This window comes from Streptomyces sp. WAC06614, from assembly GCF_003949795.1.
GTDB lineage: Bacteria > Actinomycetota > Actinomycetes > Streptomycetales > Streptomycetaceae > Streptomyces.
In genome coordinates this window covers 40,235-51,105 of the sequence record NZ_RPRY01000011.1, presented here as the reverse complement: position 1 = coordinate 51,105, position 10,871 = coordinate 40,235, and the positions used below count along the sequence as shown (strand labels likewise).

Below are 10,871 nucleotides of genomic sequence, written 5' to 3'. Positions count from 1 at the left end.
CCCGCAGGCGAGGCCAGGCCAGGCCTGGCCTGGTCCGGGCGTGGGGCCCGGGCGGGGCGGGGGGCCTGGGTGAGGGTGGGTGCCGAGGGCGAGGAGGTAGCCCGCCTGGAAGCGGCTGGCTGCGCCCAGATCGTCCATCAGGTCGGCGATGTGGCGCCGGCAGGTGCGCAGGGACATGCCCAGGCGGCGGGCGATCAGCTCGTCCTTGGCGCCGCTGGCCAGGTGGGCCGCGATGGTGTCCTGGAGCTGGGTCGCGGTGGCGGCCGTGTAGGAGGCGGCGAAGGGTTCGGCGAGGCTCCAGGCGGTGGCGAAGACCGAGCGGAGGAAGGCGACGGCGGAGGGTTCGCGCAGGACGACGGCCGCGTCGGGGTTGTCCCAGGCCGGCAGGAACGCGGTGGTGCGGTCGAAGACGACCATTTTGCCGAACAGTTCGCCGAGGGTGCGGACCTCCGCGCCGGCCGCGGTGACCGCCTGGACGTACTCCTGGGTCCCGGGGCTGTAGCGCGCCGTGTGTTGGTAGAGGGTGTGCAGTCGTACGCCGCGGTGCAGCATCTCCAGGTCCCGGGGCAGGGCGCGTTCCAGGTGGCCGGGCGGGCGGCCGCCGCCGGGCTGGACGGTGAGCACCTCCTCGGTGCAGCGGGCCGCGGCGTCGGAGATCAGCAGCATGACCCGGTCGCGGGACTCGACCAGTTCCACGGCCGAGGTGTCGGTGCCGCGCCGGTACGTCTCCTCGTAGAGGGGGATCAGCGAACTGAGCCGGGCCCGGGTGCGTTCGAGTGCGGCCAGGCGGCGGCGCAGGGCGTTCTCCATCGGGCCCACGAGCTCGGCGGTGGCCGTGTAGGGGCTCACCGCGCGCAGCGGGCCGTGGCCCGGGTCGTCGGGATCCTTGGCCACCAGGCGGTGGCGGGTCAGGTCGGTGACGGCCCGGCGCACGTCCTCCTCGTCCAGGCCGAGTTGGGAGGCCAGGGCGGTGGGTGATGTCGGCCCCTGTTCGAGCAGGCGGGTGTAGCAGCGGAGCGCGGACGCTCCGAGTGTGTCCGGGGCCTGGCCCGCCGGGGCTAAATGCTCATGTATGTCCATATTTGGGAGGTCTCTCTTTCTTGCCACGCACCTTGCTGAGGGCTGCTCCACCTGGACCGGGGTTCCGGGGTCGAGCCATTCTTGAGTCATCGGGAATTACCGAGAAAGAAATTCCCGGTCACCGCAATCCCGGCGAGGGATCCGCTTCGTTTCTCAGGACCTCAGGAGTGCAGCATGAAGTTCACCCGGTTCTTCTGTGCGGCGTTGTTGGCGACGGTCGTGTCCGGCGGCCTCGCGGCCGGGGCGTCGGCGCACGAGAACCCGCGCGCCACGGAATCCGCCCCGGCCTTCGCCCCCTGCGAGAACGGGCCCCTGGACACCGAGTGGACGTACTGCCCCCCGATTCTCTAGACAAGGCAACGGTGAATCCTTTCCTCAGACGCGGGGCGGGTCATCTGGCCTGGTGGCCCGCCATCCTGCTGCTCTGCGCCTGGTCCTGCTCGGTCCTGTTGCGCCGACGGGCCGTGGTCCCCGCCCCCTTCCCGGTCGCGCGTCACGGCGACCGCCCCTGCCAGGACGATCCCGCGGCACACCTCACCACTTCGTGGTGACGACACCCCGCCGATAGCTCCGCAGCATATTCGGTCTGCCGTTTGTACGGGGCGAAAGAGGGGCCAGCCGATTTGGTTCGCCGAAATTCGGCCATATTCGGTCCCCTTCCGCCCCGGCCCCTCTTCCCTTCCCTCTCCCCCCTCGCAATTTCCCGGCGCGGCGGCGGAGTTCCCCCGGGCCATCAATGCCCGAATCATCCATAAATAGGAGAAATGTCGTGTCTGTTGTGCGCAAGCGCCTCGCCCTCGCCTTCGTCAGCTCGGCCGCCCTCGCGGGCGTCCTGCTGCCGGCCACCGCTTCCTTCGCCGTCGAGGCGCCCGCGGCGCCGAAGGCCGTGACGGCCGCGGCCCAGGGCGAGGCCGGCACGTTCGCGGCAGGACGGGTGGACGCCGTCACGGCGATCGTCGACATCACCGCCAGGCTGTACAACATCATCAACGACGCCGTCGAGCGCGGGCAGAACCGCTCGGGCTATGTGAAGTCCCTCATGGAAGGCTCGTTCTACGAGGCCGGGCAGCGCTACAACGTCATGGTCATCAACGACGCCAACCGCTACTCCACCCACCTGCAGGGCGTGGTCTACGACGCCAAGGTCAGCGGCGTGCACGGCACGTACCGGGTGCTCGTCTTCGAGTCGGGCCAGTTCACGAACCACGGTGACGGCGGCTGGATCAACTGGGCCTTCCGCGGCTGGTTCGACCGCGACGGCGGCAATGTGACCTTCCGCCGCTCCTGGTGAGCCCCCTCGCCTCGTCCTCCCCTGCTTCCTCTCGCCACAACAGAACACGACAGAACAGGAATCCCGCCATGCGTCGCAAGACCGCCTTCGCCTCGATCGCTCTGACCGCCCTCGCGATGACCGGGGCCGCCGCTCTCCCGGCCCAGGCCGCCGAACGGCCGGCCGCCCTCTCCCGGACCGCCACCCCCGACGCGGCTCAGCCCGCGGCCGCCGCGAAGAGCGTGACCGTCAAGGTCTCCATGGACCAGCTCGGCCGGGGGCAGGCGATCGCCGACGCGCTGCGCGGCATCAGCACCGACGACCGGGGCGGCTTCGTGCAGCAGGCGATCGAAAAGGCCTTCCAGGCGGCCGGCGGCCGGCACAACGTGATGCTGTTCAACCTCAGCCAGAACTACGCCGACCACTTCCAGGGCACCCGGGTCTACGCCAACGTCCAGTGGGGCAACATCCACTACGGCCTGTGGATCTTCGAGTCCGGCGAGTTCACGAACCAGGGTGACGGCGGCTGGATCAACTGGGGCTTCACCGGCTGGTGGGAGCGCAACGGCGGGTACGTGAAGTTCAACCGCTCCTGGTAGACGCCACCTCCACACGGCCGGCTCCCTCCCGCCCGGACCCCGGGCGGGAGGGAGCCGGCCGCATGCCCTAGGTGTATTGACCCGCAGGGTTGTTGACTCGGCTGATGGGCGGCTGACCGCCAAGCGCGGTGTGGCCGCGATGGTGGTTGTACGTGGGGATGAATTCCGCCAAGGCGTCGGTGCGTTCGGCATTGCTGGAGTACGGGCGTACATAGGCCCACTCGTCGAGCAGGGTGCGGTTCAGGCGCTCGACCTTGCCGTTTGTTTGCGGGCGGTAGGGAACCGACCTTCAGTTCATGTGCGCGATGTTGTCGGCCAACCAGGCGTCGAAGCTCTTGAGCCCGGGGTTGAGCTGCTGTGCCGTGGTCAGGTCGCGGGCCCCGGTGAATTCCCGGTCGAAGTCGCCGTAGTACTGGAACATGTTGCCGATCTCGTCGGCGGCCGGGACGTCGAGGGATCGGAAGACGAACTACCCGCCGACGGCCTCATCCTCTTCGCCTATGGCGCCGAGCCGGGCAGCGACTCCGAAGACGCCCTGCGCATCCTCGCCAGCTGGGCCGCCGACCACGATCCCGACCCAGCCGGGCACCCTCACCGATAGCAGCCGGGCGTTGGGCGGACGCCCTCGCGTGGGACCATCGCGCGACAGGGGCAGCTCCCGCTCACGTCGAGTGAGGTCCATCACTATGACGAGCGGTGACATCGTGTTTCCGGGCCCGGCGCACCTGTTCGCTGCGGAGAGCAGCCAGGTACCCCGCCGACCTCGACACGCTGACGCGCCAGTCCTGAGGACCTGCTGGGATCGAGAACACTGTCAACAACGCTCGTGGTCATTACACCTAGGTGTTGCAGGCCACGACGATTCCCATGACGACCAGGAGCACGACGAACATCACGATGCAGCCGCAAGCGGCGCCGGACGCCTCGTCGATCACACCCTTCGGCTTCGGCCGGGACCGCTCGTAGTCCCTGATCCCCCGAGCCACGGCGCGCCTGACCTCGTCATCGTTCACGCGAACGTTCCCCCTGGCCTGTCATCCGGATCGGTTCACGCCAACCTACCTGCAAGATCGGCACCGGGCGACCGCCGAGTCGTCGTCCCGGTCCTGCTGCCCCAGCCGTCCTTGCGACGGTCCTCCCGCACCCACGACAGCTCGATGCCGCAGAGGCCGCCCCATGTCCGTGCGGTCAACCCGCCGACCAGCTCACCTGCTTCATCGGTCACCTCGATCGAGAACGCACCGCGATCGGACGCGCCCGTGGCGGCGCTGTCGAAGGCGACCAACGCTTCGGTCAATCGGTCGTGGACCCCCGTCGCCCGCTCACGCGCCCGTACCGGGGTCGTTTCGGTAGCGCGTGGCATCGGCGATGCCCGCCCGTCGGAAGGCGTCGTGCCGCTCGGCGCATTTGTTGCAGGCGCCGCAGTGCAGTACCCCGGTCGCGTCGTGCGTGGGGGCCATGCAGGTGAGGGTCTCGTGCAACGGGAGATCCGGAAAGGCGGCGATGACCGCGTCCTTCGCCAGATCGGCCAAGGGGCGGCGGATCACGATCCGGTGGGGTGCCAAGCCCGTGTTGAGGCAGCGCTCGAAGTCCTGGAAGAAAGCGGGTGAGGCATCGGGCATCGGGTTGCCCGCGAGTGTCCCGAGCACGATCTCCTCGACGTCGTGGCGTGAGCACCATACGGCTGCCGTCGTCAGGAGCAGGAGACTACGGCCCGGCAGCTCCACCTCGATGTCGGGTGCTCGCCATCCGGGAACACCGCGTCCGGTGATGCTCCAGTGTTCGCCGTAGAGGGCCGCGGCAGGTGCCGGCAGGACGGTGACGGGCTCGACGGCGGGCGAGTCCAGAGCGGCGAGGAAGCGGTCGAGAGCGAGCCGCTCCTCCTGCTCCCAGGCGAGACCGCACGCGATGTACAGGGGGCGGACCGTGTGCCGGCGGGCGAGGTCGCCGACCAGGGCGCAACTGTCGAGACCCCCGCTGGCGAGTACCGCAACCGTTCCCATCACCGTGCTCCGCGGTAGCAGGCAAGGCTCGTCGGGGTTTCCCACAGACGTGTCTCACAGACGGGCAGGCCTTCGGCCTTGGCCTTGTTCCACACTTCCTTGGCGATGTTCTCCGCCGTGGGGTTGTCCGCCATGACGTACACGGGTTCGCCGGCCGCTTCGAGGAGCGGGATCAGGGGGTCTTCCTTGCAGAGGATCAGCCGGTGGTCGAGGTGGTCGCGGACCCAGGTGCCCACGGTCTCCTTGATCTGCCCGAAGTCGATGACCATGCCCTTGTCGTCCAGCCGGTCGGAGTCGAGGACGACTTCCAGCAGGCCGTTGTGGCCGTGCAGGTGGCGGCACTTGCCGCTGTAGCGGACGAGGCGGTGGCCGTAGGCGAAGTCCAGGACCTTCGTGACGGTGAAGTGCTCCATTTTCGGTGTTCCTAACTGTGGTGCGGGGGCAGGCCGATCAGGGACAGGAACTCCGCCCGTGCGCTGGGGTCGTCGCGGAGGCTGCCGAGCAGGGTCGAGGTGACGGTCGTCGAGCCCACCGCGGTCACGCCCCGCAGGGTCATGCACGAGTGCTCCGCCTCGATGACCACGCCGACGGCCTTGGGGTGCAGGTTGTCGTAGAGCCAGTCGGCGACCTGCCGGGTGAGCCGTTCCTGGACCTGGGGGCGGTGGGCGTAGTACTCGACGAGCCGGGCGAGTTTGGACAGCCCCACGATGCGTTCGTCCGGCAGGTACGCGACATGGGCGGTTCCTACGAAGGGCAGCATGTGGTGCTCGCACACGGTGCGCACCGGGATGGAGCGCGACAGCACCAGCTCTTCGTAGCCCTCGTCGTTGGGGAAGGTGGTCAGGTTGAAGCGGCGGGGGCTGAGCAGTTCCCGGTAGGCCTCCGCCATGCGCCTGGGTGTGTCCTGGAGACCGGCCGAGTCCAGCGAGAGGCCCATGGCGAGCAGGAACTCGCGCGCTGAGCGGGTAGCGGCTCGAACGTCGATCTTCGGTGTCGTATCCATCGTTCCAGGATAGGAACAAAGGGTATAAATAGGACGTTACGTGCCTATCGGTGGCTCCTTGCGGATCCGTCGGCACGAGCGACGGCCCACGACCTCCACAGGAACAGCAGCGCGCCCAGCCCGGTGACGGCGCCCGCGACGGCATAGGCGGTTGCGACCGCGTCGGTGACCGCGTGCTGGAGCGCCGGGATCAGACCGGCCGGGATCCGTGCCGACGCGGGATCGGCCACCGCTGCGCCGATGCTGCGTTCCACCTCCGCGACGCGGCCGGGGGAGGTGTCCTCGCCCGTGAGCAGCTGCCGGACCCGGTGGGCCTGCCCGTGCGACACGACGGTGCCCATCACCGCGATGCCCAGTGCCGCACCGACCTCCCGGCTGGTCTGCACCAGACCGGAGGTCTGCCCCCGGGCGCCCTCGGGGGCCGAGTTGAGCAGGTCCGTGATCGCGGGGCTGACGGCCAGGCCGAGGCCGGCTCCCAGCAATACGTAGGGCGCGATGAGTTGCTCGTAGGAGAGCCGGTCGAGTACGGCCGCCATCCACAGCAGCGACACCGAGATCGCCACCGTGCCGACCGCGACGGGCAGGCGCGCGCCGATACGGTCGAAGAGGCCGCCCGCGTACAGGGTGACGGGGAGCAGCGTCAGCAGGAACGGTAGCTGCGACAGGCCGGTGGCGAGGGGGCTGAACCCCAGCACGTCCTGGAGCCAGATCACACTGAAGATCGTGAATCCGCTGACCGCGAAGCGGATGGCCGAGACCACCAGGACCTCGGTGCTGAAGAGCGGAAGGGACAGCAGGCCCAGTTCGAGCAGGGGGACGGGCTGCCGGCGCTCCCACACGACGGTGGCGACCAGGCACACCACCGCCGTCGCGAGAAGGCCGAGGACTCCGGCCGAGAGCCAGCCCCACTGCCGGGTCTGCATCACCCCGAGGGTCAGCGAACCCAATCCCAGCACGATCAGCGGCATGGCGATCCAGTCGATCCGCCCGCGGGGCGCCGTAGGAGGCGGCCAGTCCTTCGCCGGCAGCACCCGACTCATCAGGGCCAGGAGCCCGGTACCCAGCAGGGGGTTGACGAGGAACACCGCTCGCCAGGAGATCAAGGACGTGAGGAGTCCCCCGATCGGTGGACCCAGGGTGAGGAAGACCATGGCGATGCTCACGCTGAACGCCAAGGCCCTGCCCCGCGACCGCGGATCGAAGGCGCCGATGACCGCCGCCGTGGCGTTGGGCACCATCATGGCCGCGCCCATGCCTTGGACCAGGCGGCCGAGGACGATCCCGATCACGGATCCGCTCAGACCGCAGGCCGTCGAGGCGAGCAGAAAGACGACGACGCCCCACCGGAAGACCCTGAGGTGACCGAAGACGTCCCCGGCCCGGCCCGCCAGCGCGATGCACGCGGCGAGAGCGATCAGATACGCGTTGACGACGAGCTGCAACTCCGTGGGCGACATGCCCAGATCGCGCTGGATCGTGGGCAGTGCGACAGCGACCGCTTCCTGGTCGACGTAGCCGAGCGCCAACGCGCCGGACGCGATGACGACGACCCACCAGCGGGGCTCGATCGCGATGAGTTTCTTCCCCATCGTGACGCGGGACTTCCTTCCCCCGCCGGGCCGGGCCGACAGGAGTTCCAGCCTCGCGCGGCCGGCTCCGTGCGCCCGCAACGCCCGGCCAACACGCCTGGCACCGCCGCCGCGATTCACCCGCCTGCGCACGGCGGACCGAGCCCGGCACCCGGCCGGCCGACGAGCGGCGCACGCCGGCCGCTCCCGGCAGCGGCGACGGGGTCAGGTCCCCGGCGCGCAATCCCACCGCCTCGAAGAACGCGAGCTGCTCCACGCAGGCGTCCGAGTCAGGCCGACCCCGACAGTAGGGGGCTGTCGCAGGAATCGACGTCGGACATGGATCCCCCGGTCAGGGAGACATCGGTGTCATGCCGCTCCGCGCACCGTGCCGAGCGGGTGCCCGATGTGTCCGCCCCGGTGTACGGGAGCCGGCCGCAGGGCGGGGTCGTCCGGGTCGGAGGCGACCAGGAGCGCATGGTGGTGACGGACCACCCGGACAAGCTCCGGCAGGTCGAGGAAGCCGCGCTCCCTGAGGGCGGGCACCAGGTCCTCGCCCTGTTCGACGTGCCAGTCGGCGAACAGCCGGCGGCAGGCGCCCCGCACCTCCTGCTCGGTGCCGCGGGGGCTGCGGTCCGCCCTGGCCCGGATGCCGCTCACCTCCGCGTGCGCACGGTGGAAGGCAGGGTGGTCCGCGAGGTGGACCACGGCGGGAGTCACCCAGTCGAGCAGGCTGGACGAGCGCCACAGGCGGGTCGCCAGCAGGGGGCCCGCCTCCTGCCAGGGCAGGGCCCGCTCCCGCGGCCGGAGCAGACCGAGGTGGGGTTCTGCCGCCCGGGGCGACGACGGCATGCCGAGGTGCTCCAGCCGGTCGTACAGGGCGCGGCTCAGTACCGGCCAGGGGGCACCGGCCCAGGGGCCGCGACCCGAAGAGGGGGACGAAGAGGGGGACCCCGGGCCGCTGAGCGGCCGGTCGTGGCCGGAGGCGGCGAGCAACTGCTCCGCGGCGAGGTCCCGGAAGAAGGACGGATAGCCGTTCCAGGTCAGGGCGAGGGCGCTCACGGCTTCCTCGGCGCCGCACCGCTCGTGGTTCCCCTCGCGGGCGGGGTCGTCGTGCGCCGCCCCTGCCGGGGTCCGGCGCCAGGAGCGGAGGAAGACCGTCTCGGCCAGCGCCACGGGAACGCCGTGGTAGGTCAGCCGTGAGGGCCTCGTCCCCGGCAGCGGCCCGGAACGGCTCGTGGTCGGCGGCCCCGTGAGGGAGAGCAGGCGGAGCGCCGAGAGGGCGTCGCGGCGCTTGATGCTCGGCCGCCGGCTGCGGCAGTACGCGCGGAACCGGGCGAGGGCGGCAGGCGCAGCCCCCTGCTCCCGTGCCCGGGCGAGCACCGTGAAGTCGTCGCGGGCGGTGAACGGCAGGTCCGCTGCCGTACGCAGTACCAGGTCAGCGGTGTCCTCGTCGAGGACCCCCTGCCGGCGCGCACGGCCGAGCGCGTGGCGCAGGTCGACCAGCGCCCAGCTCAGGGGCCGGTGCCCGGCGTCGGCATCGGCGTGCAGCAGGGCGACCTCGTCGTCTCCGACGATCTCCTGGTCGCGGTAGGCACGGAAGACCGAACCGATGCCCTGCATGCCGAAAGGATGGAGCTCGGCCGCACGCAGGGCACCCATGCTGGATGCCCCCAGCACCTGGACGCCGTCGTCGAGGAGCGCGAGGAGTTCCTTGTGGCGGACGGCCCGTGACTGGAGGAAGAGTCCGTCGACGACCAGCAGCCGGTCGTTCTCCCGCAGGCCCCACCGGAGGACCTGGTCGGCGGCGACGGGCCCGCGGACCTCCGCGTACGGGAGGTACCGGCGCACTGTGCCAGGGCTGAGGGTGGGGCCGCTCGTCACGACGGTGCGGGGAGGCAGGCGCATGGTGGTTCCTGTCGGTCCTGGGGGTGAGGGGAGCACGAAGCACGGTGGGCGAGGCGCAGTCGGCCCACGGCGTCACGCCCAAGCGCCATGGGCGAAGCGGGCGCCGGGAACGATCACCCGAACGGCGGGCAGACGCATGCCGACGGGGGTCAGGTCGGCCCGGAGCACCGTCGTCCGCCGGGCATCGGCCGCGTCCAACAGGGCGGCCAGGTCACGGTCCAGGTCCCGGAGGGCCGGACGGCCCGTCGGCGGCGGATGGTGTGCGGCGATCAGCCCGTCACTGGTGAGGGTGCGCCCCCGGGACAGGGGCGAGGGAACCGGTCCCGTGCCGTAGGCGATGAAAGGCAGGTCGTCGCGTGCTCCGGCGATGGCCGTCAGCCGGGACTGGGCCGCCTCGCTCAGGGCACGGGACAGGGCCACGTCGGCGTCCGGGTGGGTACCGGAACCCGAGAACCACCATGGGACGCCGGCGGACCAGATCCGCGCCAGGAAGGTGGGCACGCCCCACGAACCCGTGCAATCGGCGACCTGCACGGTCACCTCGGCGTCGGCGTAGGCGTGCAGGAGCGTGGCCGCGGCGCCGGCACGGCCGGGCAGCACGGACACCGCGTCCTCCCACATGCCGTTCCCGGCCGCGTGCGCTTCGGCCAGGCTGTGGCGTTCGACGACCTCCAGCATGCCGTGCAGGGTCGCCTCGGTCAGCGTGTTCCCGCTGGCCAGCCCGTTGCTGTTGACGGCGTAGGCGTCGGACGGGTCCCAGCGGTGCCGGACCCGTAGGTCGACGCGGACCGCATCGGCCGGCACCCAGGTCTGCCGGCCCCGCAGCAGGTCCTGCGCCGGGAGCCAGGCCGTCCGCGTGGGTGGCAGCCACAGATGGTGCGGGCGGAGCACCAGACGGCCGGGGTCGTAGGTCAGGGTCCCACCCAGGTCCGCGGCCGCGCACACGACGGCTTCCGGGCGGGCCTGCTCCGCGCAGTACAGCTCGTAGGCCTCCATCGCGGCGGAGACGCGTGCCAGCATCGGGGTGAGGCCCTTGCCCTGCGAGACGGACATGTTGGCCGCGTTGGGACGTATGGCCTGCCACACCGGAATCCCGATGTCGTCGAGCCTGGTCACATCCGCGACCCGGGTGATGCCGGCCGTGACCAGCACCGGCCGGAGCCGGTTCCACGTTTCCTCCGGGGGAAGCGTGCGATGCGTCCCCAGACGCACGGCGGAGGCCGCCGTCGAAGGTTGCGCAGGTGCGTCCACGAGGTTCATGGGTCCCCTGGTGACAGTCGGCCCTTCCCGACACTGCCCGGGAAAGGGGGGAGAGGGAGGGAGAGCCGGGGCGCGCAGTGCGGCGCGCCCCGGGACCGTGCCGATCGTCAGTCGGTGACGTTCGGAATGGCGACGGCACCGAATTCCTCGGCGATGGCAAGATCCAGCTGGGTCTCCACG

At 70.7% G+C, this 10,871-nt stretch carries 12 protein-coding genes and 1 pseudogene; 3 read left to right on the top strand and 10 right to left on the bottom strand.

Features of this window, described 5'->3' with window-relative positions:
• On the bottom strand, positions 1-1,080 hold a 1,080-nt coding region (locus EF918_RS03080), incomplete at its 3' end, for a hypothetical protein (RefSeq protein WP_148141214.1).
• A gap of 174 nt (positions 1,081-1,254) precedes the next feature.
• On the opposite strand from EF918_RS03080, the gene EF918_RS36720 reads away from it, so the two are divergent.
• From EF918_RS36720 to EF918_RS03070, 3 genes are all read left to right on the top strand, one after another.
• Positions 1,255-1,431: a hypothetical protein gene (locus EF918_RS36720; RefSeq protein WP_185921575.1), complete on the top strand. Its 177-nt coding sequence runs from the start codon at positions 1,255-1,257 to the stop codon at positions 1,429-1,431.
• 418 nt (positions 1,432-1,849) lie between these two features.
• Positions 1,850-2,371 (top strand): stress protein, encoded by a 522-nt coding sequence (locus tag EF918_RS03075; protein WP_260609732.1) that lies wholly within the window; start codon positions 1,850-1,852, stop codon positions 2,369-2,371.
• A 68-nt stretch (positions 2,372-2,439) separates the two neighbouring features.
• Positions 2,440-2,949 (top strand): stress protein, encoded by a 510-nt coding sequence (locus EF918_RS03070; RefSeq protein WP_125640138.1) that lies wholly within the window; start codon positions 2,440-2,442, stop codon positions 2,947-2,949.
• Positions 2,950-3,016: 67 nt separating this feature from the next.
• Here the strand turns inward: EF918_RS03070 and EF918_RS03065 are convergent.
• The 9 genes and pseudogenes from EF918_RS03065 to EF918_RS03020 form a co-directional block, all read right to left on the bottom strand.
• Positions 3,017-3,268, bottom strand: a pseudogene (locus EF918_RS03065) (integrase core domain-containing protein); the annotation flags it as partial.
• A gap of 520 nt (positions 3,269-3,788) precedes the next feature.
• A complete protein-coding gene (locus tag EF918_RS36715; RefSeq protein ID WP_185921574.1) occupies positions 3,789-3,962 on the bottom strand; it encodes a hypothetical protein in 174 nt (57 codons plus the stop codon).
• A 35-nt stretch (positions 3,963-3,997) separates the two neighbouring features.
• Complete coding sequence (locus EF918_RS03050; RefSeq protein ID WP_125640134.1) at positions 3,998-4,246, bottom strand: hypothetical protein; 249 nt, start codon at positions 4,244-4,246, stop codon at positions 3,998-4,000.
• 25 nt (positions 4,247-4,271) lie between these two features.
• Entirely contained in the window at positions 4,272-4,952 is a 681-nt protein-coding gene (locus EF918_RS03045; RefSeq protein ID WP_125640131.1) for a 7-cyano-7-deazaguanine synthase, read from the bottom strand.
• The gene (locus tag EF918_RS03040) at positions 4,952-5,365 is read right to left on the bottom strand and encodes a 6-carboxytetrahydropterin synthase (protein WP_125640128.1); all 414 of its coding nucleotides are present in this window, start codon (positions 5,363-5,365) and stop codon (positions 4,952-4,954) included. Before EF918_RS03040 ends, EF918_RS03045 begins: the two co-directional genes overlap by 1 nt.
• A gap of 11 nt (positions 5,366-5,376) precedes the next feature.
• Positions 5,377-5,955 carry a GTP cyclohydrolase I FolE gene (gene folE, locus EF918_RS03035; protein ID WP_125640127.1) on the bottom strand — a complete coding sequence of 193 codons (579 nt, stop codon included), beginning with the start codon at positions 5,953-5,955 and terminating at the stop codon, positions 5,377-5,379.
• Positions 5,956-5,999: 44 nt separating this feature from the next.
• Positions 6,000-7,544, bottom strand: coding sequence for an MFS transporter (locus tag EF918_RS03030; protein ID WP_125640124.1), 1,545 nt, complete (start codon positions 7,542-7,544; stop codon positions 6,000-6,002).
• A gap of 348 nt (positions 7,545-7,892) precedes the next feature.
• Positions 7,893-9,431, bottom strand: a complete 1,539-nt coding sequence (locus EF918_RS38955) for a TfuA-like protein (protein ID WP_125640121.1) — start codon at positions 9,429-9,431, stop codon at positions 7,893-7,895.
• Between the two features lie 72 nt (positions 9,432-9,503).
• Positions 9,504-10,691, bottom strand: coding sequence for a YcaO-like family protein (locus tag EF918_RS03020; RefSeq protein ID WP_125640118.1), 1,188 nt, complete (start codon positions 10,689-10,691; stop codon positions 9,504-9,506).
• Between the last annotated feature and the right edge of the window lie 180 nt (positions 10,692-10,871).

Excerpts from the sequence above, each read along its gene's own strand:
- EF918_RS36720 (WP_185921575.1), top strand. The coding sequence starts at position 1,255 with ATGAAGTTCACCCGGTTCTTCTGTGCGGCGTTGTTGGCGACGGTCGTG.
- EF918_RS03070 (WP_125640138.1), top strand. The coding sequence starts at position 2,440 with ATGCGTCGCAAGACCGCCTTCGCCTCGATCGCTCTGACCGCCCTCGCG.
- EF918_RS03045 (WP_125640131.1), bottom strand. The coding sequence starts at position 4,952 with ATGGGAACGGTTGCGGTACTCGCCAGCGGGGGTCTCGACAGTTGCGCC.
- EF918_RS03040 (WP_125640128.1), bottom strand. The coding sequence starts at position 5,365 with ATGGAGCACTTCACCGTCACGAAGGTCCTGGACTTCGCCTACGGCCAC.
- folE (WP_125640127.1), bottom strand. The coding sequence starts at position 5,955 with ATGGATACGACACCGAAGATCGACGTTCGAGCCGCTACCCGCTCAGCG.
- EF918_RS03030 (WP_125640124.1), bottom strand. The coding sequence starts at position 7,544 with ATGGGGAAGAAACTCATCGCGATCGAGCCCCGCTGGTGGGTCGTCGTC.
- EF918_RS38955 (WP_125640121.1), bottom strand. The coding sequence starts at position 9,431 with ATGCGCCTGCCTCCCCGCACCGTCGTGACGAGCGGCCCCACCCTCAGC.
- EF918_RS03020 (WP_125640118.1), bottom strand. The coding sequence starts at position 10,691 with ATGAACCTCGTGGACGCACCTGCGCAACCTTCGACGGCGGCCTCCGCC.